This window comes from Kineococcus sp. R86509, assembly GCF_042466365.1.
Classification (GTDB): Bacteria; Actinomycetota; Actinomycetes; order Actinomycetales; family Kineococcaceae; genus Kineococcus.
Genome location: NZ_JAXHCE010000001.1, coordinates 3,629,544 through 3,651,488 on the forward strand (window position 1 = coordinate 3,629,544; position 21,945 = coordinate 3,651,488).

Annotated in this window: 19 protein-coding genes; 13 read left to right on the forward strand and 6 right to left on the reverse strand. The window is 71.7% G+C overall.

The annotated features are described in order from the left end of the window. Positions 1 to 45 precede the first annotated feature (45 nt). Entirely contained in the window at positions 46 to 861 is an 816-nt protein-coding gene (locus tag SJY07_RS17740) for a nitrilase-related carbon-nitrogen hydrolase (protein WP_380160888.1), read from the reverse strand. A gap of 19 nt (positions 862 to 880) precedes the next feature. Beyond that, the gene (hisD, locus tag SJY07_RS17745) at positions 881 to 2,206 is read right to left on the reverse strand and encodes a histidinol dehydrogenase (protein WP_380160889.1); all 1,326 of its coding nucleotides are present in this window, start codon (positions 2,204 to 2,206) and stop codon (positions 881 to 883) included. Positions 2,207 to 2,285: 79 nt separating this feature from the next. Between hisD (SJY07_RS17745) and SJY07_RS17750 the strand changes: the two genes are divergently transcribed. Then, entirely contained in the window at positions 2,286 to 3,212 is a 927-nt protein-coding gene (locus SJY07_RS17750; protein WP_380160890.1) for a LysR family transcriptional regulator, read from the forward strand. Between the two features lie 9 nt (positions 3,213 to 3,221). Here the strand turns inward: SJY07_RS17750 and SJY07_RS17755 are convergent, their stop codons facing one another. From SJY07_RS17755 to SJY07_RS17765, 3 genes are all read right to left on the reverse strand, one after another. Beyond that, positions 3,222 to 4,400, reverse strand: a complete 1,179-nt coding sequence (locus tag SJY07_RS17755; protein ID WP_380160892.1) for a cupin domain-containing protein — start codon at positions 4,398 to 4,400, stop codon at positions 3,222 to 3,224. A gap of 30 nt (positions 4,401 to 4,430) precedes the next feature. Continuing rightward, entirely contained in the window at positions 4,431 to 5,411 is a 981-nt protein-coding gene (locus SJY07_RS17760) for an ester cyclase (RefSeq protein ID WP_380160894.1), read from the reverse strand. Positions 5,412 to 5,523: 112 nt separating this feature from the next. Next, positions 5,524 to 6,519 (reverse strand): LacI family DNA-binding transcriptional regulator, encoded by a 996-nt coding sequence (locus tag SJY07_RS17765; protein ID WP_328292893.1) that lies wholly within the window; start codon positions 6,517 to 6,519, stop codon positions 5,524 to 5,526. Between the two features lie 134 nt (positions 6,520 to 6,653). On the opposite strand from SJY07_RS17765, the gene hisD (SJY07_RS17770) reads away from it, so the two are divergent. The 7 genes from hisD (SJY07_RS17770) (at position 6,654) to SJY07_RS17800 (ending at position 13,416) form a co-directional block, all read left to right on the forward strand. After that, complete coding sequence (gene hisD, locus SJY07_RS17770; protein ID WP_380160896.1) at positions 6,654 to 7,979, forward strand: histidinol dehydrogenase; 1,326 nt, start codon at positions 6,654 to 6,656, stop codon at positions 7,977 to 7,979. Continuing rightward, entirely contained in the window at positions 7,976 to 8,743 is a 768-nt protein-coding gene (locus SJY07_RS17775) for an SDR family NAD(P)-dependent oxidoreductase (RefSeq protein WP_380160898.1), read from the forward strand. Before hisD (SJY07_RS17770) ends, SJY07_RS17775 begins: the two co-directional genes overlap by 4 nt. After that, positions 8,743 to 9,522, forward strand: a complete 780-nt coding sequence (locus tag SJY07_RS17780; protein ID WP_380160900.1) for an HpcH/HpaI aldolase/citrate lyase family protein — start codon at positions 8,743 to 8,745, stop codon at positions 9,520 to 9,522. The genes SJY07_RS17775 and SJY07_RS17780 overlap by 1 nt, the downstream gene beginning before the upstream one ends. Positions 9,523 to 9,596: 74 nt before the next feature. Beyond that, the gene (locus tag SJY07_RS17785; RefSeq protein ID WP_380160902.1) at positions 9,597 to 10,901 is read left to right on the forward strand and encodes an ABC transporter substrate-binding protein; all 1,305 of its coding nucleotides are present in this window, start codon (positions 9,597 to 9,599) and stop codon (positions 10,899 to 10,901) included. A gap of 51 nt (positions 10,902 to 10,952) precedes the next feature. After that, positions 10,953 to 11,825, forward strand: coding sequence for a carbohydrate ABC transporter permease (locus tag SJY07_RS17790; protein WP_380160904.1), 873 nt, complete (start codon positions 10,953 to 10,955; stop codon positions 11,823 to 11,825). Then, complete coding sequence (locus tag SJY07_RS17795; RefSeq protein ID WP_380160906.1) at positions 11,822 to 12,709, forward strand: carbohydrate ABC transporter permease; 888 nt, start codon at positions 11,822 to 11,824, stop codon at positions 12,707 to 12,709. Before SJY07_RS17790 ends, SJY07_RS17795 begins: the two co-directional genes overlap by 4 nt. 17 nt (positions 12,710 to 12,726) lie before the next feature. After that, complete coding sequence (locus SJY07_RS17800) at positions 12,727 to 13,416, forward strand: alpha/beta fold hydrolase (protein ID WP_380160908.1); 690 nt, start codon at positions 12,727 to 12,729, stop codon at positions 13,414 to 13,416. A gap of 16 nt (positions 13,417 to 13,432) precedes the next feature. Here the strand turns inward: SJY07_RS17800 and SJY07_RS17805 are convergent, their stop codons facing one another. Beyond that, positions 13,433 to 13,684 carry a WhiB family transcriptional regulator gene (locus tag SJY07_RS17805; protein WP_328292887.1) on the reverse strand — a complete coding sequence of 84 codons (252 nt, stop codon included), beginning with the start codon at positions 13,682 to 13,684 and terminating at the stop codon, positions 13,433 to 13,435. 375 nt (positions 13,685 to 14,059) lie between these two features. Here SJY07_RS17805 and SJY07_RS17810 point away from each other — a divergent pair, with 375 nt between their 5' ends. The 5 genes from SJY07_RS17810 to SJY07_RS17830 all read left to right on the forward strand — a co-directional run bounded on the left by SJY07_RS17810 (position 14,060) and on the right by SJY07_RS17830 (position 21,457). Then, positions 14,060 to 15,658 carry an alkaline phosphatase family protein gene (locus SJY07_RS17810; RefSeq protein WP_328292886.1) on the forward strand — a complete coding sequence of 533 codons (1,599 nt, stop codon included), beginning with the start codon at positions 14,060 to 14,062 and terminating at the stop codon, positions 15,656 to 15,658. Next, entirely contained in the window at positions 15,655 to 16,215 is a 561-nt protein-coding gene (locus SJY07_RS17815; RefSeq protein ID WP_380160911.1) for a hypothetical protein, read from the forward strand. The genes SJY07_RS17810 and SJY07_RS17815 overlap by 4 nt, the downstream gene beginning before the upstream one ends. A 137-nt stretch (positions 16,216 to 16,352) precedes the next feature. Continuing rightward, positions 16,353 to 17,285: an ABC transporter ATP-binding protein gene (locus SJY07_RS17820; RefSeq protein WP_328292884.1), complete on the forward strand. Its 933-nt coding sequence runs from the start codon at positions 16,353 to 16,355 to the stop codon at positions 17,283 to 17,285. After that, positions 17,282 to 18,637: an ABC transporter permease gene (locus SJY07_RS17825; protein ID WP_380160913.1), complete on the forward strand. Its 1,356-nt coding sequence runs from the start codon at positions 17,282 to 17,284 to the stop codon at positions 18,635 to 18,637. The genes SJY07_RS17820 and SJY07_RS17825 overlap by 4 nt, the downstream gene beginning before the upstream one ends. A gap of 6 nt (positions 18,638 to 18,643) precedes the next feature. Continuing rightward, entirely contained in the window at positions 18,644 to 21,457 is a 2,814-nt protein-coding gene (locus SJY07_RS17830) for an alkaline phosphatase family protein (RefSeq protein WP_380160915.1), read from the forward strand. The last annotated feature ends 488 nt before the right edge of the window (positions 21,458 to 21,945 follow it).

The following is a 21,945-nucleotide window of genomic DNA, read 5'->3' on the forward strand; positions in this document are numbered from 1 at the left end:
GTGCAGGTCCCTCTTACGACATGGACCGTGGTCTGTCGAAGACGATCACGCCGGATAGACGTCGGGTCGTCGGTCGTCGAACAGGTGGGCCCGAGGGGTCAGCTGCTTGTCGCGCGTCGGCGCCAGGTCGACGTCGACGAGCAGCAGACCCTCGTGGTCGCGCGACGCCACCGGCCACCCGTCGGCCCCCACGACCGTCGTTCCCGCCGTCCACTCCTGGCCCCGCTCGGTCCCGGTGCGGTCGCAGCACGCGACGACGACCCGGTTGACCCGGGCCGTGGCCATGGCGATGACGACCTCCGGCGGACGTTCACCGGCCGGGCGCGGGACGAGGGGCCAGTTCGTGGGGACGGCCAGCAGTTCCGCGCCGGCCAGCGCGAGGGCGCGGGTGAACTCGGGGAACTCCAGGTCGTAGCAGACCAGCGGGGCGATCGCGCCGACCCGCGTCGCCAGCACGGGCGGCAGAGCGTTGCCGGGCCGGAAGAACCGCTTCTCCTCGTCCCACAGGTGGACCTTGCGGTACACGGCCAGGACACCGGACGCGTCGACGACGGCGGCGCTGTTGTACAGACCGTCCTCCCCGCGTTCGCAGAACCCCCCGACGACGACCGCGTCCCCGCGGGCGGCCTCCTCGGCCCAGCCGGCGAACACCTCGTCGTCGCGGGTGATCGCCACCCCCGCCGCCTCCTCGGGCGAGGCGAACACGTAGCCGGACGTGACGAGTTCGGGCAGGACGACGAGGTCGGCCCCGGCGTCCACGGCCCCGCGGACGGCGGCCCGCGCGTCCCGGGTGTTGGCGGCCAGGTCGGCGATGCGGGGGGCGGAGCTGTGGCAGGCGATCCGGACCACGGAGGTGGTCATGCGCGCTCCGTGCACCGCGTCACCGCCAGCGGGCGGTGCGCAGGGTGGCGGTGGCGCTGTGCGCGGCCATGCCTTCGGAGTCGGAGATCACCTGGACCGCCGTCGCGAGGTCGGGCGTGGCTTCGCGCGAGATCCGCTGGTACGTCAGCGGTTTCAGGTAGCGCGCGACGGACAGCCCGGCACTGTGCCGGGCCCCGCCGGCCGTCGGCAACGTGTGGTTGGTCCCGGCCATGCCCTTGTCGGAGTAGGCGACCGTCGACCACTCCCCGAGGAAGAGCGAGCCGTAGTTCGTCAGGCGGTCGTGGTACCAGTCGTCCTCGGACGTCAGCACCTCGAGGTGTTCCGGGGCCAGGTCGTCCATGAGCGTCGCGGCCGTCTCGCGGTCCGCGGCCCAGGTCACGCTGCCGTGGTCGCGCCAGGCGGCACCGGCGATGTCGCGCGTCGCGAGCCCCCCGAGCTGCCGGTCGACCTCGGTGACGACGGCCTGCGCGAGTTCCCGCGACGTGCTCACCAGCGCCGCGGGGGAGTTCGGACCGTGCTCGGCCTGCCCGAGCAGGTCGGCCGCCACGAGGACCGGGTCGGCGCTGTCGTCGGCCAGCACCGCGACCTCCGAGGGACCGGCGAGGAGGTCGATCGCGACGGTGCCGAACAGCTGGCGCTTGGCCTCCGCGACGAACGCGTTGCCGGCTCCCACGAGCATGTCGACGGGGCCCTCGCCGACGAGGCCGAAGGCCATCGCGGCCAGGGCCTGCACCCCGCCGAGGACGAACACCCGGTCGACCCCGGAGACCGCGGCGGCGTACAGCACGGCGTCGTTGGCGCCGCCGTGGGGTTGCGGCGGGGTGCACGCCACGACGGAGGGAACCCCGGCGACCTTGGCCACGCCCACCGTCATGAACGCGCTCGCCGTCAGCGGGAACCGCCCGGCCGGCAGGTAGGCCCCCACCCGGCCCACGGGCACGTAGCGCTGGCCCACGAGCAGGCCCGGGGTCAGCTCCACGGAGAAGTCGCTCAGGTGCGCGCGCTGGGCCGCGGCGAAGGCCCGGGTGCGTTCACCACCGAGTTCGATCGCCTCGCGCAGCTCGGGGGGCAGGCGCTCGCCGCTGCGGGCGATGGTGTCGGCGTCGAGTTCCACGGCGCGGCCGTCGCTGCCGTCGTAGCCGTCGAGTTCCGCGGCGTAGCGCAGGACGGCGTCGAGCCCGCCCGCCTCGATGTCGGCGAGCATCCCGGACACGCGCGCGGCGACCGCGGGGTCGCGCTGGGCGGGCGGGGTCTGGACGGCGGGAACCTTCACCGGCGAGAACCGGCCGGCGAGGGCGGAGAGGACGGCGGGGGTGAACTGCATGCGGGAAGGCTAGGAACTGCGCAACCCTCAGGACAAGACCCGGAGATCCTCCGGTACCCGCAGGACTACCCTGTCGATCGTGACGCTGAACCAGCTCCGGGCCTTCCTCGCGGCCGCCCGGACGGGGTCGTTCACCGCGGCGGCCGTGGACCTGGAGATCGCCTCCGCCTCGGCCTCCGAACTCGTCCGGCGGCTCGAGGAGGAGCACGGGATCGCGTTGTTCACGCGTGGGCCGAGGCGGCTCGTCCTCACGGGCGCGGGTGAGCAGCTCCTGCCCTTCGCGGAGCAGTCCGTCTCCGCGGCCGACGCCGGGAGCGACGCGGTTCGGGCGTTGCGCAGCCTGGGCGGCGGGGTCGCCACCTTCGGGGTCCTGCGCAACGCCGACTACTACCTGCTCTCCGACCTCGTCGCGGAGTTCCACCGGCGCCACCCCGCGGTCCGGGTGCGGCTGGTGGGGCTGAACTCGGTGGCGGTGGCGGCCGCCGTGGCGGCGGGGGAGATCGAGGCGGGTCTGGTCGTCCTGCCCGTCGACGACGCCGGGCTGACGGTCACCCCCGTCCTGCGGGACGAGGTCCGCTACGTCAGCGCGGACCCGGCCCGACTGCGGCGGCCGGTGACGATGGCCGACCTGGCCGCCGCGCCGCTGGTCCTCTACGACGCCCACCACGGCTGGCGGGACCCGACGCGGCGGCAGCTCGCCGACCGCGCACGGCTGGAGGGCGTCAGGCTGGAACCCCTCATCGAGGTCGAGCACGTCGAGGCGGCGCTCGGCCTCGTGGCGCGGGGGATCGGCGACACCTTCGTCAGCCGGGCCGTGGTGGACAGCGCGGCGTTCCCCCCGGGGCTCGGGACGGTGGGTTTCGAAACCCCCCTGCACGACGTCGTGGCCCTGGTGCAGCGTGAAGGGATCGCGCTGTCGCCGGCCACGCGCGAACTCGCCCGGCTGGCCCGTCAACGCCTGCTCGCGCACGACGCCGACGGGGCCGGCGGGGCCTGGCCCGGCTGAGCGGGGCGGTCAGTCGTCCTCGGTGGCGGTGACCATGACGCCGACCGGCGCGAGGTAGCCGTTGGGGTCGATCATCCGGTCGGTGCGGCGGGCGGCGTAGACGACCTCGGGAGCCCATTCCAGGTAGACGCGGTCGTCACCGGAGTTGATGACCAGCAGTTCACCCGGGCCGTCCGGGCCTTCCTGCACGCAGCGGAACGCGCGCCAGGCCCCCGGCGGGACCGAGAACGAGTCGCCCACGCCGAGTTCCACCGCCGTGGCCGGATCGCCGTTGAGGGTCACCGACCAGCGACCGGACTTCACCAGCAGGGCCTGGTTGCGGTCGTGGCGGTGCAGCAGCAGACCCTCCTCCGCCACGGCCCGGACCCAGGCGAGGTTGAACGAGTGCGGTTCGGTGATCGACGGGGTCTGGCGACGGTCCTGCGTCATGCCGTACCCGATGACCAGGGCCAGTTCGGCCGCCCCGCCGGGCAACGTCGCGCACAGCAACGCGTTGCGGCTGTAGACGCGGTCGCCGGGCTGCACGACGCGACGGCGCATCTCCTCGACGGAGTAGGACGTCAGCTCGTCGATGTAGCGCGTCTTCATCGGGGTGATCAGGGCGACGCCCTCGGGCAGCGCGTCGCCCGCGACGGTGTCGATCAGCCGGTTGTCGGCCGTCAGGTGCAGGCCGTGGGACTCGGCCTCCTCCAGCACCGAGGGACCCCAGATGATCCCGCCGGTCACGTCGCGGCCCAGCACGGTGTAGAGGATCCCGTCGTCCGGTCCCTCGTTGGTGAACCCGCGGAAGATCCAGGTCGGGACCGAGACGACGTCGCCGTCGGTGCTGACGTACTCGCCCTGCTGCCCGTCGACGCCCCAGCGCAGGCGGAACTCGCCGCCGAGGTTGACGAACACCTCCGCGGTGAAGTGCAGGTGCAGGTTGTTGGAGATGCCGTTCGGCATCCCCGCGGCCCCGGTGTTGAAACCGTGCGGCTCGGTGAGGTTGATGAACTGGGAGGCGTTCTGCGAGACGCCGCCGCCGATGAAGGCGTAGTTTTCCTTGCGGTCGGAGCCGGGCGTGCGGCAGTCGATGAAGGCCGCGTTGCAGGGGACCCAGTCGCTCTTGCGGACGGTGCGGCGCTGGATCTCCGCGGCCCCGACGGTGACGTCGCTCAGTTCCGGGCGCACGTGCTCGGTGGTGGTCATGCGTTCCTCCTCCAGAGGGAGTGCGGATTCTCAGTAGATGTTGACGGGTACGGTGTCGCCGTCGCCGCGGGCGGCCGCGATCTGGGTGCGCAGGGCGATGTCGTCGTACAGGCGCACCTCCTTGACGAGAGCGCCGCGGTGGAACGTGAACTGCGAGATCCCGAGCACGTCGACGGGTTTCCCCGTGCGCGGACCGTAGGTGGGGGCGCCGGTGTAGTCGCCGACGAACTTCCACGTCACCGCGACCCGCAGCCCGGCGTAGCGGACGTCGTCGTTGGTCTGGACGTCGCGGACCTCGAACTGCCCCGCGGGGAAGCACTTCAGGAACCGCAGCAGGGCCCGGCGGTACCCCTCGGGACGGATGACGACCTGGTTGCCGACGGTCAGCAGGACGAGGTCGCGTGCGAAGAACGCCTCCACCTTCTGCAGGTCGCGGTCGTTCCAGACCGTCCGGATCATCTCCAGGACGCGTTCGACCTCGGGGCGGTGCTCGTCCGGACGGGGGCCGGAGTCGCCCGCGGCGACGACGTCGACCGGTGCGGGCTGGGTCCAGGAACCCGTGTACCCGCGGAAGGTCTGGGCCCGGGCGAGCTCGTCGAGGTCCAGCCCCAGGTCCAGCGCGCCGGCGAGGGAGTCGCGCACGACCCACTCCTCGACCATGCGGCCGCGTCGGTAGAGGCAGTTGGCGATGGTGCGGCTGTGCGCGGAGGTGTGCAGGTGCCCCGACAGCACGAGGTGGGAGCTGAGGAACGCGTCCTGGCCCCGCGCCTCCCACACCACGTCCTCGGCCTGGCCGGTCCGGTCCGGGTCCGCCGAGATGCGCTGCAGCGTCCCCTCGATCACCTCCTGCCGTGTGGTGGAAGTCCCGTAGGCGCCGTGGACGATCGAGTCCGGTTCGTAGTTCTCGCGGATGAAGCTGATGGAGCGGTCGACCCAGATGAGGTCGGTCACCTCGCGGATGAAGTCGTCGGGATCCGCGTACGGCGCGTACGCGACCGGATCGAGAGCCACTGGGGAGCATCCCTTCGTCGGTGGTCGCGGTGGGCTGCTGCGCCCACCACGACGCTGAGCGTATGCGTATGCACAAACCGGTGCAAGGGGTTGCGCACGGTGGCTCGGGGGGTCAGCCCGTGGTTCCGAGGGTTCCGCGCTCGACGAAGGTGGTGGTGAACGTGGTGTGGGACAGGGGGGCTCCTGGATCCTCGATGCGGCGCACGGCGAGCCGGGCCGCCTCGCGGGCCATCTGCTCGAAGTCGTAGGCGATGGTCGAGAGCTGCACGATCGGCCAGGCGGCGGGCGGGAGGTCGTCGAAACCCACGATCGAGACCTCCCGGGGGACGTGCACGCCGGTGCGGCCGGCGGCGTTGAGGGCGCCGTAGGCGACCACGTCGTTGCCGCAGAAGATCAGCGTGGGAGGTTCGGGCAGTTCCAGCAGTTCGCTCACCGCGGCGTCGCCGACGGCGGTGTCGTAGGGGCCGCGGCGCACGTACCGCGTCTCCAGGGGCAGGCCGTGGTCGGCCAGGGCCGAGCGCAGCGCGAGTTCCCGGCTCTGTCCCGTGCTGGTGTTGGTCGGTCCGAGCACGGCGCCCACCCGGCGGTGGCCGAACTCGACCGCGCGGCGGACGGCAGCCGTGAAGCCCGGCACGGGATCCACGACCGTGGCGTCGGCGTCGACCTGGGTGCTGGTGCGGTTGAGGTAGACGAACGGCAGCCCCCGGTCGCGCAACCGCAGGGGGGCGGTGGAGTCGATCGTGGTCGTGGCCAGGACGACCCCGTCCATCCCGTTCGCCAGCAGGCGGTCCACCACGCTCCCGTTGTCGTCGGACTCGGTGTGCAGCAGGAGCTGGTACCCGCGGCTCTCGAGTTCGTGGTGCACCGGCGCGATGATGTGGTGGTAGAACTCGTTGTTCAGGTCGGTGACGAGCAACCCGATGCGCCGGGTGCGCCCGGAGGACAGGGCCCGGCCGGCGTCGCTGAGCACGTACCCGAGCAGTTGGGCGGCCTCGCGGACGCGCTGCTTCGTGGCGTTCGAGAGCCGGGGGTCGTCCCGCAGGGCCCGGGAGACCGTGGGCTGGGAGACGCCGGCCACACGGGCGACGTCGCGGCTCGTGACTGCCATGGGTGAACCCTTCCGCGACCCGCTGCGACCGCTGGAGTCTAGCCGACGGGTGCCTCGGTCCGGTATACGTAGACGCAGTTTGAGCATACGTATACGCAAACCCCTGCACACCACGACGGAACGAGGGTCCGACGATGCCCCTGCAGCTCAAGAGCGCCCCCACGAAGTCCTTCGCGGACACGGCCCAGGCCGACGTCGCCGAGCGGGTGGGGACGATCGTCGCCGCCGTCCGTCGCGAGGGCGACGACGCGGTCCGCCGCTACGCCGAGCAGTTCGACGGCTGGACGCGACCCTCCCGGCTCGACGACGACCAGGTCGAGGAGATCGTGGCCGGCCTCGACCCCCAGGTGATCGAGGACATCCGGTTCGTCCAGGACCAGGTGCGCACCTTCGCCCAGGCCCAGCGCGACTCCCTCGTCGACCTCGAGGTCGAGACCCTGCCCGGAGTGCGGCTCGGACAGAAGCACGTGCCCGTGCAGGCGGTCGGCGCCTACGTCCCCGGGGGGAAGTACCCGCTGACGGCGTCCGCGCACATGACGATCGTCACCGCCAAGGTGGCGGGCGTGCCCCGCGTCGTGGCCTGCACCCCACCCATCCGGGGTGAGGTCCCGGCCGCCACCGTCGCGGCCATGAAACTCGCCGGGGCCGACGAGATCCACGTCCTCGGTGGGGTGCAGGCGATCGCGGCCATGGCCCTGGGCACGGAGAGCATCGCCCCGGTGAACCTCCTGGCCGGTCCCGGCAACGCCTACGTCGCGGAGGCGAAGCGGCAGTTGTTCGGGGAGGTCGGCATCGACCTGTTCGCCGGACCCACCGAGATCCTCGTCGTCGCCGACGACTCCGCCGACCCCTTCCTCGTCGCGGTCGACCTGCTCTCGCAGGCCGAGCACGGTCCCGAGTCGCCCGCGGTGCTCATCACCACCTCGCGCGCGCTGGGCGAGCGGGTGCTCGAGCACGTCGAACGGCTGCTGCCCGGCCTGCCGACCGCCGACTACGCGGGACCGGCCTGGCGCGACTGGGGTCAGGTGCTGGTGGTGGACGACCTCGACGAGGCGTACGCGCTGGCGGACTCCTTCGCCTTCGAGCACGTGCAGGTCTTCACCCGCGCACCGCGCGAGGCGCTGGTGAAGATGCACGACTACGGCGCGCTGTTCCTCGGGGAGAACACCTGCGTCTCCTACGGCGACAAGGTGATCGGCACCAACCACGTACTGCCCACGCTGGGCGCGGCCCGCTACACGGGAGGTCTGTGGGTCGGCAAGTACCTGCGCACGGTCACCTACCAGGAGATCAGCGACCCAGCGTCCTCGGCCCGGCTGGGGGAGGTCTGCGGCCGTGCCGCGCGGGTGGAGCTCTTCGAGGGACACGCCCGCTCCGGCGACGTCCGGGCCTGGAAGCACACCGGCCGCCGCTTCGGCTGGATCGAGGACGCGCTCGCGGTCGGGACGGGGACGCCGTGACCGACCTCACCGACCTCACCGGCCGGACCGCGCTGGTCACCGGCGGCGGGAGCGGTCTCGGGGCCGCCATCGCGACCGCGCTGCACGGGGCCGGCGCGCGCGTCGTGCTGGTGGGACGCGACCGCGGCCGGTTGGCCGAGGTCGCCGGGCGGCTGGGGGAGCGCACCCGCACCGCGTCCTGCGACGTCGCCGACGAGTCCGCGGTCGAGCGCCTGCGGACCGAGCTGGCGGAGGAGGAGATCTCGGTCCTGGTGAACAACGCCGGGGTCCCCGGGCCGGTGGCCCCCCTGACGGAGATCTCCGTCGACGACTGGGACGCGGTGTTCGACGTCAACGTGCGGGGAACGTTCCTGCTGTGCCGCGCCTTCCTGCCGGCGATGGTCGCGCGGGGGGCCGGGGACGTCGTCAACCTCGCGTCGGTCTCGGGCAAGCGCCCGCTCGCGAACCGCACCCCGTACTGCGCGTCCAAGATGGCCGTCCTCGGACTCACCTCGACGTTGGCCTTCGAGGTCGGTCCGGCGGGGGTGAGCGTGAACTCCCTCTCGCCCGGGCCCGTGCTCGGACCGCGGATGGAACGCAACCTCCGGCTCGAGGCGCAACGTCGGGGGGTCCCGGTCGAGGTCGCAGAGGAGGCGTTCGTCTCGCGCGCGGCCCTGGGGCGCATGGTCACCGAGGAGGAGGTCGGAGCGGCCGTGCTCGCCATGCTCGCGATGCCCGGCATGTGCGGGGCCGACGTCGACCTGTCCGCCGGGATGGTGGCGTGATGGCGGCGCTGCGCGACACGTCGTTGCGCGAGCGCGCCGACACGTCGTTGCGCGAGCGCGCACAGGCCGGCGAACGTCTGCTCGGGGTGCTGTTGCGGATGCCCGCGGAGGAACTCGTGGAGATGGTCTGCGTGGCCGGTCACGACTTCGTGCTGATCGACTGCGAGCACGGCCCGGCCGACGTGCTGGCGCTGCGCCAGCACATCGCCTGCGCCGCGCTGCACGGGGTTCCCGTCCTGGTGCGGGTCGGCAGCGACGACCCGGGAATGGTCCTGCGGGTCCTCGACCAGGGGGCCGAGGGCATCCTCGCCCCGCACGTCGACAGCGCCGACGAGGCGGCCGCGGTGGTCGCCGCCGCGCACTACCCACCGGTGGGTCGGCGGGGTTTCGCGACGTACGGGCGGGCCGGGCGGTTCGGCACCACGGACGCCCGGACGCACCTGGCAGACCTGTTGCGCCGCACCCTTGTCCTGGGCATGGTCGAGTCCCCCGCCGGGGTCGGTGCGGTCGAGGAGATCGTCGCGACCCCGGGGTTGGACGGCATCATGGTGGGACCCGCCGACCTCGCCGCGGCCACCGGTCCGGACGACCTGCCGGTCCCCGCGGCGATCGCCCGGGTCAACGCGGCCGTCGCGGCCGGCGGGAAACTCCGGGTGGACATCGTCGGGAGTTCCCCGCGGGCGTCGGCGGCGTTCGAGGACGGTGCGCAGATCGTGGTCTACAACCTCGCGCACGCCCTCATGGCGCACCTCACGGAACTCCTCGTCCCGCACGCCTGACGCCGGGAGCGGAGTTCACACAGCTGTTACCGGGAACCCTTCCCTTCAGAAATGCATACGTATACGGTCGCATCATGCCCACAGAGAAGCGCGCCTTCGTCCTCATCGCCGCGGCCGTCGCGGGTGCTCTCGTCGTGACCGGTTGCGGTGCGGGGAGTCGTGTCGGGAACGACAACGCGACCTCGGTCACCTGCGACTACGAGGCCCCGGCGTCGGACACCACCGTCAACGTGCTCGCCTACAACTCCTCGGCCATCGACCCCTTCACCAACACGATGGTCTCGAGCTGCACCAAGGACCCCGTCACGGTCAAGCACGACCCCATCGACTTCGGCGGCCAGGTCACCAAGACCACCGCGACGCTGGCCGGCGACACCGGGACCTACGACATCCTCGAGACCTACGGGTTCGTCATCCCGTCGCTGGCCGAGGACGAGAAACTCGTCCCTCTCGACGACCTCTACGACGAACACGGCAAGGACTTCGGGCTCGACGCGATCAGCGAGTCCATGCGGCAGGGGATGTCCTACGACGGCAAGCTCTACGCCCTGCCGATGCAGGCGCAGATGTTCGTCCTCGCCTACCGCGCCGACGTCTTCGAGGAACTCGGGCTGCCTGCGCCGACGACGTTCGCCGACATGGTCACGGCCGCCGAGGCCATCAAGGCCGCTAGCACCATGCAGTACCCGATCGCCCTCCCGTGGCTGGCCACGTCCGACGTGACCACGAGCTTCGAGGCCGCCATGAACTCCTTCGGTGCCGACTTCGTGGACGCCGACGGCACGGTCACGCTCGACACCCCGGAGGCGAAGCAGGCGCTCGAGGCGATGCTGAGCCTCAAGCCGTACCTCGACCCGCAGGTGACGACGTTCGACCAGCCCAAGGTCCAGCAGCAGATGTTCAACGGCACCGCCGCCATGGCCATCATGTTCTCGGGCCGGATGAACGACCTCACGCTGCCCACCAACAGCGACCTCTCGAAGGACTTCGCCTTCGCCGGTGCGCCCAAGGTGACCGCGGACGCGCCGTACAGCTACAGCCGCCTCTCCATCGACGGCTGGTCGATCCCGACGAACACGAAGCTCGACCACGACATGCTCTTCACGATGATGGCCTCGGCTGTCGGTGAGGACGCCTCGAAGGCGTCGATCCCCGCCGCCTACCCGGCCCGCGAAGGGCTCGTCACGCCGTCGAACTCTCCCTACGGCGAGGCGGCCAACGCCTCCATCGCCTCCACCATGCCGCCGGTCGTCTCCCCGGTCCTGGCCGACCTGAGCACGGCGATCCGGCCGATCCTCGTGCAGGTCCTCACCGGTGAGGTCAGCGTCGAGGCGGGGACGGCCCAGATGCAGGCGGCCGGCGAAGGTCTGGTCGGTTGAGGTCGGGGTGCGAGGTCTCGACCCAGTCCGCCGTCATCCGGGAGGTCGTCCGTGAAACCCCGTGAGTTCTGGTTGCTGTTCTCACCCAGCCTGGTCGTCATGGTCGGTCTGCTGGTGCTGCCCCTCGTGCGCACGGTGCAGTGGAGCCTGGAGAGCGTCCGGTACGGGACGCCCGGCACGTTCGTCGGGCTGGCGAACTTCGCCACGGCCCTGACCGATGCGCGGTTCGGCCGGGCCGTCCTGTTCACCGTCGTCATCACCGTGGTGACCACGGCCGTCCTGCTGGTGCTCGGCTACCTCGTCGCCGTCGGGGTGAACCGGCTGACGACCTCGCGGCCCCTCGTGCTCGGCATCATGCTGGTGTCCTACGTCCTGCCGAACCTCGTCGGGGCCGTCGCCTACTCGTGGTTGTTCGACGACAACTTCGGCGGGCTGGTCAACCGCTTCGTCGACGCCCTCGGCGGGTCCCCGGTCCTGTGGTTCACCGACCAGGTCCCCAACGCCTTCCTCGTCACGTCCAACACCGTGTGGCACATGCTGCCGTTCGCGATGCTGATCGTGCTGGCGGCGCTGCAGTCCGTCCCCGCCGAACTGCGCGAGGCGGCGACCATCGACGGGGCCTCCGCGGTCCAGACGCACGTGCGGGTCATCATCCCCACCATCCGCGGGGTGCTGGGTTTCGTGACGCTGATCTCGATCATGGACGTGCTGCGCACCTTCGACAGCCTCATCCCGCTGTCCCCGCAGGCCGCGGCCATCGGCAACGAGTCGATCATGATGTACGTCTACTCGGTGGCCTTCGCCGACGGAGCGCAGAACCTGGGCCTGGGCAGTGCGATCAACGTCCTGACGATTGGGTTGATCCTCCTCATGCTCGTCCCGTTCATCCGCGGGATCTTCAAGGAAGCGAAGGTGGCCCGATGACCGTGCACACCGAACCACCGACCCGGTTGGACCACCCGTCGGGGACGCCGGTCCTGCGGCAGGTCCGGCCGCGCAGTCCGGTGGTGACCGGGGTCCTGCTCGGCGCCGTGTGCGTCGTGACGCTGCTGCCGTTCCTGTGGATGGCCCTCTCGGTCACGAAACCCACGAACGTGGCCTTCGCCAACCCGCCGGTGTTCTCCGGGTACACCCCGACGCTGCGGGCCTTCGCGGACCTGTGGCAGACGACGTACTTCGCCGACTACCTGACGAACACCCTCGCGGTGGCCGTCATCTCGACCGTCATCGCCCTCGTCATCGGCATCCCGGCCGCGTACGCGCTGTCGCGGTTCCCGACCTACGTCTCGGCGTTCCTCCTCGTGCTCGCCCTGGTGTTCCGCGCCCTGCCGCGGTTCTCGGTCGTGCTGCCGATGTACGACATCAGCCGGGCCCTGGGCATCTACGACACGACGTTCGCCCTGGCCGTGGCCCTCGTCGCCATCAACCAGCCCTTCACCATCTGGCTGCTGCGCAACTTCTTCGCCGAGATCCCCCGGGAACTCGACGAGGCGGCCATGATCGACGGTTGCACCCGCATCGGCATGCTCCGTCGCGTGATGATCCCGCTGATGCGGCCCGGGATCCTGACCGCGGGGATCTTCGTCTTCCTCTTCGCCTTCCAGGAGTACCTGACGGCGCTGGTGCTGACGGACAGTTCGTCCAAGACCGTCCCGGTGTTCATCGCCACCCAGCTGGGCCAGACCCTGCCCATGCTGCAACAGGCCGGAGCGGCGTCGCTGCTGCTGACCCTGCCCGTCGTCGTCATTGCCTTCGTCGCCCAGAAGTACCTGGTGGCGGGGTTGAGCGACGGGGCGGTCAAGGGCTGAACGGGGGGGCCGGCAGGGTGACGCGCTGGGTGCTGCTGGCGGGGATGAACTGCTCCGAGGACCTGTGGAGCGGGTGTGGGGTGGACGACGCCCTCACCCCGCCGCTGGACCGGGAGAGCGTGGACGAGCAGGTCGGGCACCTGCTGCGCACGCTGCCGCCGCGCTTCCTCCTGGGGGGTTCGTCCCTGGGGGCCGTCGTCGCGACGGCCCTGGCCCTGCGCGCCCCCGAACGCGTCGCGGGGCTGCTGCTGACGGCGACGAACGCCCGGGCGCCCACGGACGGGCAACGCCGCGGGTGGGGGGAGTGGCGACGGCGGCTGGACGCGGGCGTCCCGCCGCGCGTCCTGCAGGAGGAGATCCTGCCCCTGCTGCTCGCCCCGTCCACGGCGGTCGCCCGCCCGGACCTGGTCGAACGGACCCTGGCGATGGCGGACGCCGTCGGAGCGGCGGTGCTGCGTCGTCAACTGGCGCTGCAGGACAGCCGACAGGACCTGCTCGGCCGCCTGCCGACGCTCACCGTGCCCGTCCGGGTGGTCTCCGGGATCCACGACGCCCTCTGTCCGCCCGAGTTCCACACGGCGATCGCGGCGGCCGTCCCGGGGGCGGAGCTCACCACGACGTCGACGGGTCACCTGGGACCGCTGGAGGACCCCCGGGCGTTCGCGGCGCTGCTGCACCAGGCGGGACCCGGCTCCACCCCCGGGTGACCTGCCCCGCTCCGCGTCACGCGCTCTGCCGGGCCAGGTGACTCCGCTGGGCGGGCATGAGGCCGGCCCGCATCCCGAAGCGGGTGGTGGCCGTCTCGACGGCCAGCGCCTCCCGCAGGCAGTCGCGCCGCACGGGACAGGTCTGGCAGACCTCGGCGGCGAGACCGTGGTGGCGGGCACTGGTGCGGGTCGTGGAGTCGAAGGTCTGGTCGAAGACCTCGACGTAGTCGCGGCAGCTCGCGCGCTGCTCCCAGTCGGTGCCGGGCATGGTCGTGCCTCTCGTCGCCGTGGTGCTCCCCGCCTGGTGGGGGCGGCAGAACAGGTATCGGCAACGGTTGCTCCACGGCACAGGCGCCGTACGGGTGACCGCCCGCGGAGGAGGGGAGGAAGAGCGGGTCCCAGGGCTTGAACCTGGCCCTCTCCGGTGGAACCGGAGCGCGTCACCACGGACACCTGACCCGCACGAAGCACCGCCCTCACGGGCGCAGCTCGTGTCACGACCATACCCCGGGTAGCGCCCGTGTCCCCGACTCCCGCAACCCGTCCGGCCCAGTCCGTGCCGGGGGACGCGAGGTCAGGTGTTCACAGACTGATCGCTCGAAGCAACTACCGCGAACGGCCAGGAACTGCTTGGGTGTGGCCCGTGGATCCCACCGGACGTTCTACCCGGCCTCGACGCCGGTCCAGCGCGGCGTTCGTCTCGATCGTCGTCCTCGTCGCCGGCTTCCTCGTCGCCGGCAGCACCGCGGCCGCCCAGGCCCACTCCGGCCCGTCCTGGACGCCGCCGAAGATCAAGCACGTGTGGACGATCGTCCTCGAGAACAAGTCGTACGAGGCGTCGTTCACCGGCTTGAACCAGAACTCCTACCTCTGGAAGACGCTCCCGTCCTACGGCGTCCTCGCCCGCCAGTACTACGGCACCGGCCACTTCAGCGAGGACAACTACCTCTCGCTCGTCAGCGGTCAGGCACCGTCGCCGGGTCCGCAGGCCGACTGCCCCTACTACAACGAGACCGGCCCGGTCCAGGAGGTCGCGGACGGGCAGTTCAAGATCCTCGACGACACCCAGCGTCCGGACGGCACCTACCACGACGGGTCCACCCAGCCGGGCTGCGTCTTCCCCCGGCAGGTCAAGACGTTGTTCAACCAGTTCGACGCCCAGCACGTCAGCTACAAGGGCTACATGCAGGACATGGGCAACGACCCCGCACGCGAGGCGACGACCTGCGGCAACCCGCTGCCGGGTCCGGGTCCCGCCGTGGTCGACCCGGGTGCCGCCGAGGGGCCCTACGCCTCCCCGGGGAGCCTGGCCGCGCCGAGCACCACCGTCGACGACCAGTACGTCCCCAAGCACAACCCCTTCGCGTGGTTCCACTCGCTGCTCGACAACGGCGACTGCGCCCGGCACGTCGTGCCGCTGGCGAAGAACCTGCTGGCGGACCTCAAGAGCGAGAAGACCACCCCCGCCTTCTCCTGGATCAGCCCGGACAACTGCAGCGACGCGCACGACGCCACCTGCAAGGGGGACAACCTCTCCGGCGGGTCGAACGTGCTGACCGGCGACCGGAAGACCCCGGCCAACACCCAGGGCGGCCTGTACGCCGCTGACCTGTTCCTGGAACAGGTCGTCCCGGCGATCATGCGCAGCCCCGCCTACCAGGACGGCGGGCTCATCGACATCACCTTCGACGAGGGGTTCCCGCCCTACAAGGTCTACGGGAACTCCATCGCGGACAAGAACTACACGCCCGACGCGGGGCTGGGCACCGTGACGGGTGCGGCCAGTGCTGCGAACAACGGCAGCAGCGTCGAGAGCCAGGCGAACACCGCCCAGTCCGTCGTCGCCTGCTGCAACGAGCTGCCCGGCCCGAACACCGACCAGCCCGGCGACCGGGCGTTCAACCAGGACACCACCCCCGGCGGCGGGATCACCGGTTCCGTCCTCATCAGCCCCTACGTGACCCCGGGGTCGGTGACCGACCAGCCGTACAACCACTACAGCTGGCTGCGGTCGATGGAGGACCTGTTCCAGGTCGACCGCGGCGGTTCCGACGGCCAGGGCCACCTCGGCTACGCCGGGGCGGACGGCTTGCGACCGTTCGGACCCGACGTCTACAACAACCCGAAGGCGAAGGTCCTGGCGCCGAGACCGTCCGGCGAGGGCGGGATCTACGCGGCCGTCGCCCGCCTCGACGAGGTCCAGGAACCCGTCAGCCACCAGCCCCTGGACCAGGTGAAGTGAGACACCGCTCGAACGCACGGCGCCCCGCGGCGCTCGCGCGGACCGTCGCGGCCGGCACCCTGGTGCTGGTCGCGACGGCCGGGTGCGCGGACGCCGCCCCGGGCGCGGGTTCCTACCCCGTGGCCACGCCGCAGACCCAGGTCCTCGCGACCCCGACCGCCTCGGCGGGCGGCTACCAGCTCGTGGCCGCGGGAGACCCGGTCCGCGTCGTCCTGCCCGACGCCGACGTGACCGCGCAGGTGTCGGGGCCGGACGTCGAGGTGCCGACGCCCGCTCCCGGCCAACCGCTGTCCGCGGTGTCGGCGCCGGGAGTGCTGACCGTCACCTTCACCGCGACCTCGGGCCACCTCGACGTCGCGGCGGCCGGTTTCCTGGGGCTCGACGAGAAGCAGGACCCGGAGGCGCTCACCGCCGACGCCCCGTCGGTGACGGTCGAACCGGGCCACCCGGCGACGCTGCACCTGTCGTCCACGTTCGCGACGGGTCACACCACCCTGACGTGGCAACCCCTCGGGACGCCGCTGGTGACGTGGGACTTCGTCGTCGAGATCGACTGACCCGAGTTCCCCGGGTACGGCAGCGCGGGCGGTATCGATTGCCTCCGGCAACGTTCATCCGCTGTTTCCCTGGTGCCGGCCACCCTCACCCGAACGGCCCCTAGCCTCTCGCTCTGAGCGAGGTTGAGGAGCTACCCGTGGAACAGGTGAGGCCGGTACGGGCGCGTGGCGTCCACAAGAACTTCGGGGACGTCATCGCCCTCGACGGCGTCGACCTCGACGTGGGCGAGGGGCAGGTCCACGGGCTGGTCGGTCCCAACGGGGCGGGCAAGACGACCCTCCTCGGCCTGCTGCTCGGTCTCTCCGTCGCCGACCGCGGCAGCGTGGAACTCCTGGGCACCCCGCTGCGGCACGGGAGCGCGGTCCCCGACGGCGTCGCGGGTTTCGTCGACGGCCCGGGTCTCTACCCCCAGCTCACCGCGCGCCAGAACCTGACCGCCGTCGCCGACCTGCGTCGCCGCGACCGCCGCGGGGTCGACGACGCGCTCGAGCAGGTCGGCCTGGGCGACGTCGCCGAGGACCGCGTCCGCGGGTTCTCCCTCGGCATGCGTCAACGGCTCGGGCTGGCCGCCGCCCTCGTGGTGCACCCGCGCGTGCTCGTCCTGGACGAACCCTCCAACGGCCTCGACCCCGCCGGCGCCCGCCACGTCCAGCGGGTCCTGGACCGGCTCGCCGCCGCGGGAACGTCCGTGATCCTCTCCAGCCACCGCATGGACGACCTCGCGGCGCTGTGCAGCGAGGTCAGCGTCCTGGCCGCGGGACGGGTCGTCTTCACCGGACCGCTGGCCAAGCTGGCCGCCGAGTCCGGCGAACTGGACCACCGGCTGCGGACCTCCCGGCCCGAGGAGGCGCGGCGGGTCGCGGCGTCCTCGCCGGGGGTGCGGTTGCTGCCGGCCGACGACCTCGCGCAACAGCGCGACGCGGACGCGCTGCTCGTGCGGGGGGCCGTCCCGGCGCTGGAGGAACTCGTAGCCCGGCTCGTCCACGCCGGGGTGGCCGTGCGCGAGGTCGCGCCCGTCGTCTCCCCCCTGGAAGCGGCGTTCCTGGCCCTGACCGAGGACGTGCGGTGAGCGCCGTCGAGGCACGCCCCGCCCCGCTGACCCGTCCCGCGCCGGCCCTGCCCGGGTACCGGTTCGAACTCCTCAAGCTGACCGCGCAGTGGCGCACCCGCCTGCTGCTCCTGGTGTGCTGGGTGGGGCCCGGCGCCTTCGTGGCCGCCATCAGCCGCCAGAGCACCCTGCCGACCGACACCGTCTTCGGACGCTGGATGGGCCAGACCGGCTGGGCCGGGCCGCTCGTCGTGCTGTCGTTCTGCTGCAGCTGGTTCCTGCCCCTGCTCACCTCCCTCGTGGCCGGAGACGTCTTCGCCGCCGAGGACCGGCTCGGGACCTGGCGGCACCTCCTGACCTCCGTCGGCTCACCCCGGCGCATCTTCGTCACCAAGGCCCTCGCCGCCCTCACCGTGCTGCTGGTCCTGGTGGCGGGGCTGGCCCTCTCCAGCACCGCCGGTGGCCTGCTGGCCGTGGGTTCCCACCCGCTGGTGGGTCTCGACGGGCACCTGCTCAGCCCCGGCCGCGCGGCCCTGACGGTGCTGCTGGCCTGGGCCGCCGCCCTGGCCCCGACGCTGGCCTTCGCCGCGGTGGGGCTGCTCGGTTCCGTCGCGTTCGGGCGCTCGCCGGTGGGCCTGCTCCTGCCCGCCCTGCTGGCCCTCGTGCTGCAGCTCGTGCAACTGCTGCCCGTGCCGGCCGTGGTGCGGGTGGCGCTGCCGGGGTACGCCTTCACCGCCTGGCGGGGTCTGTCGACCGCACCGGCCCGGACCGCGCCGCTGCTGCTCGGCGTCCTCGTGAGCCTCGCCTGGACGGTGGTGGCGACGGCCCTGGCGCGTCGGCTGTTCCTGCGCCGCGACTTCACCGGCCCGGGCCACGACGGGTCCCCGCGGCTCGTCCTCGGCCACGCGGTGCTGCCGTTGGCCGGGTTGCTCGCCCTCACCGTCGGGGTCGTCGCGGCGGCCACGCCGGTCAGCGGTTCCGGCGTCGACCGGGAGAAGCTGCAGACGTCGCTGGCGACCGCCTACGCGCACCTGTACCGGCTGCAGGCGCGCGAACTGTCCCGCCCGGACGTGACCGAGGCGCAGCTGCGCACCGACGCGACCTGCGACAAGGGTGGCGACCGGGTCGAGGACACCGGGCCCGGCAACGACTGGCGCTGCGTCGTGACCTGGCACATCCCCGGCGCCACCGCCGTCGGTTCGGCGATCTACCAGCTGGACGTCACCGCGGACGGGCGCTACGTCGCCGACGGGGACGGACCGCAGGAGGTCAACGGTTTCTTCCCGGTCCAGGCCGCCACCGGCCAGGCCCCCAACCCCTTGTGGCAGTTCGACGGTTCCGTCGACCTGCTCACCGCCACGACGAGAGGCTGAACCCCGATGAACCCCGTCACCCGACGCCGCACGACCCCGAAGGCGCGGATCGAACTCCTGCAGCGCCTCGGTCGGCGGCCGTTGCAGGTCGCCGCCGCCGGAACCGCCGTCCTGGTCGTCGTGGGGGGAGGGGTGGCCTACGCCGGCACCACGGGCTTCGACCACCACCAGGTCGGCACCCTCTACCCCGAGGGCCTGCAGGTCTCCGACGACCAGGTCCTCAAACCGATCGGCGACCGGCTGGTCACCGACAACGGCAAGATCATGGGCTCGACCGTCAGCCCCGACGGCCGGTTCCTGGCCGCCGCGAGCACCGACAAGTCGATCGTCCTGCAGGTCTTCGACCTGAAGACGTACAAACTCGTCTGGACGGTCGGGACGGCGGCCACGGCCGACCTGAAGGTGACCGACGGCAGCGTCGGGCAGGAGGCCCCGACGTTCTCCCCGGACGGCAAGTGGCTGTGGCTGTCCCAGGCCGACGCGCTGACCCGGTTCCCGGTGAACCCCGACGGAACCCTGGGTGCCGGCACGACGATCGCGCTGCCGCAGCTGAACGGTCAGTCGGCGTTGCCGGGCAGGTCGGTGTACTCCCCGGACCACTCCACCCTCTACGTGCCGCTGAACGGGCAGAACACCGTGGCTGCCCTCGACGCCGCCGGCGGACGGGTCCTGCGCACCTGGGCCGTGGGAACGGCCCCCCGCGAGATCGCCGTCGTCGCCGGCAAGCTCTACGTCAGCGACGAGGGCGGCCGCCCGGCCCGCCCGGGCGAGGCGGCGATCGACTCCTACGGCACCCAGGTGCCCGCCGACCCGTACCTGGGCACGTCCACCACCGGCACGGTCAGCGTCATCGACCCCACCCGTCCCGACGCCGCGGTCGGTTCCATCGACGTCGGGTTGCACCCCACCGCGCTGCACGTCCGCGCCGGTGCGCTGTTCGTGGCCAACACGAACTCCGACACCGTCTCGGTGATCGACACCCGCAAGGACAGGGTGGTGCAGACCATCTCCACCAAACCCTGGGCGTCCTCGGTGGTGGGGTACCAGCCCACCGCCGTCACCACCACGAAGGACGGCCACCTCCTCGTCACCCTGGGCCGGGCCAACGCCGTCGCCGTCTACCGCTACGCGGGACGGCCCCAGGAACCCGTGGGCTACGTCGGGCTGCTGCCGACCGACTACTACCCGGCCGACGTGGCCACCGTCGGCGACCAGGTCGTGGTCACCAACACCCGCGGCATCGACGCCCGCGGTCCGGAACTCACGTTCCAGGAGGGGACGGGCACGATCCCGGCGACGGGCCACGGCACGCACAGCACGACGGCGTCCCTGACCCGCTTCCGTCTCCCCACGGACCAGCAGATCCGGCGGGACACCGCGACGGTGTTCGCCCAGAACGGCTGGGGCCAGGACGACGTCGCCCAGGCCGGCCGCCACCCGGCGGCCCCGGTCGCGGTGCCGGAACGGGTCGGCGACCCCTCCACCATCAAGCACGTGTTCCTCCTGGTGAAGGAGAACCGCACCTACGACCAGATCTACGGCGACGACCCCCGCGGCAACGGCGACCCCGCGCTGGCCCAGTTCGGTCAGCAGGTGACCCCCAACCAGCACGCCCTGGCCCAGCAGTTCGGCCTCTACGACAACCTCTACGACGTCGGCACGAACTCCGCCGAGGGCCACAACTGGCTGATGCAGGGCGACAACCCCGATTACAGCGAGTCCTCCGCGGGGGAGTACGTCCGCAGCTACGACACCGAGGACGACGTCCTGGGCCACCAGCGTTCCGGGTTCCTGTGGACCGCGGCGCAGTCGGCCGGGAAGTCGGCGCGCAACTTCGGCGAGTTCACCCAGTTCGAGACGAAACCCCCCACGGCCACCTGGCAGTCGTACTACTGCGCCGCGACGGGTGTGGAACAGGGCGCCGATCCCGCCACCCTGTTCGACCCCGCGATCCGGACGGACACCCAGTCCCCGATCCCCTCGCTGAACGCGATCACCGACCACGCCTACCCGAAGTTCGACACCGACATCCCCGACCTCTACCGCTACCAGGTCTGGAAGCAGGACTTCGAGAAGAACGGCCCCGCGGCCCTGAACACGTTCTGGCTCTCCAGCGACCACACCGGCGGCACCCCCGACCCCGAGGCGCAGGTCGCCGACAACGACCTCGCGGTCGGGAAGGTGGTCGACGAGATCTCCCACAGCCCGTACTGGAAGGACTCCGCGATCTTCGTGGTCGAGGACGACAGCCAGGCCGGCGCCGACCACGTCGACGGCCACCGCGCCCCCGTGCAGATCATCAGCCCCTGGGCCCAGCGCGGGAAGGTGGACAGCACCTACTACTCCCAGCTCACGGTGGTGCGCACGATCGAGCAGATCCTCGGCGCCCAACCCCTGAACCAGAAGCTGGCCGCGGCCACGCCCATGTTCAGCGCCTTCACCGCCCAGCCCGACAACACCCCCTTCACCGCGCTGCCCAACCAGGTGCCGCTGACCGAAGGGGTCGCGACCGCACCGAACTGCGGCACGGACACCCTGGGGCGGACCGGGAAGGCGGCGCAGCTGCTCAGCGCCGAGGTGCAGCAGAAGCTCACCGTCCCCGACGAGCAGACGGACGTCGCCGGGCAGTGGACGACCTGGGCGAAGGACCAGCGCTTCACCGGGACCAACGCCGTCGCCGACCACGCGAACCCCGAGCAGATGAACCGCTACACCTGGTACCGCACCCACGGCTGGAAGGTGCCCTACCCCGGCGACTCGGTGATCTACGCCCCGTCGCAGGTCCCCGGCGCCTACGTCCCCAGCGCCGACGCGGATTGAACGAGCACTGAACCTGGATCCATCGCCGGATGACCGGTGAGCTCGTGGTGACTTGCCGGATGACCGGTCACCACGAGCGAGGCATGAGGCAGCCGCCGACCGGGTACCGGATCTTCCGCCGCGATTCCTGGTCGTGCTCTCTCGGGCGGTGAGCGTCGGGCAGTGCTCAGGTCCGGCGGGTCGCGACCGGCTGGGGCCGGACGATCTGACCGATGGCGGCCAACACGTTCTCCGATCCGGACGGTCGGGGCCGGCCGGACGGGGCGTGCAGCCGCAGCCGTCGGGCCGAGAACGCGACTCGCGCCGGCAAGCTGATCGGCTTGCACCGAATCGTCCTGGCCCGTTCGAGACGGGTGGGTGGTCCCGGCCAACGCGGCAATGGCGCCGGTCACGTTGTGCGCGATCGCAGCCAACGCGGTGATCCTTCTCCGCGACCAGCATCGGCAGCGGGGAGTCGGTGAACACCGCGTCGTACCGGTAGGCAACGT

Excerpts from the sequence above, each read along its gene's own strand:
- SJY07_RS17830 (WP_380160915.1), top strand. The coding sequence starts at position 18,644 with ATGAACCCCGTCACCCGACGCCGCACGACCCCGAAGGCGCGGATCGAA.
- SJY07_RS17755 (WP_380160892.1), bottom strand. The coding sequence starts at position 4,400 with ATGACCACCACCGAGCACGTGCGCCCGGAACTGAGCGACGTCACCGTC.
- hisD (WP_380160896.1), top strand. The coding sequence starts at position 6,654 with ATGCCCCTGCAGCTCAAGAGCGCCCCCACGAAGTCCTTCGCGGACACG.
- SJY07_RS17785 (WP_380160902.1), top strand. The coding sequence starts at position 9,597 with ATGCCCACAGAGAAGCGCGCCTTCGTCCTCATCGCCGCGGCCGTCGCG.
- SJY07_RS17795 (WP_380160906.1), top strand. The coding sequence starts at position 11,822 with ATGACCGTGCACACCGAACCACCGACCCGGTTGGACCACCCGTCGGGG.
- SJY07_RS17740 (WP_380160888.1), bottom strand. The coding sequence starts at position 861 with ATGACCACCTCCGTGGTCCGGATCGCCTGCCACAGCTCCGCCCCCCGC.
- SJY07_RS17805 (WP_328292887.1), bottom strand. The coding sequence starts at position 13,684 with ATGCCCGGCACCGACTGGGAGCAGCGCGCGAGCTGCCGCGACTACGTC.
- hisD (WP_380160889.1), bottom strand. The coding sequence starts at position 2,206 with ATGCAGTTCACCCCCGCCGTCCTCTCCGCCCTCGCCGGCCGGTTCTCG.
- SJY07_RS17780 (WP_380160900.1), top strand. The coding sequence starts at position 8,743 with ATGGCGGCGCTGCGCGACACGTCGTTGCGCGAGCGCGCCGACACGTCG.
- SJY07_RS17765 (WP_328292893.1), bottom strand. The coding sequence starts at position 6,519 with ATGGCAGTCACGAGCCGCGACGTCGCCCGTGTGGCCGGCGTCTCCCAG.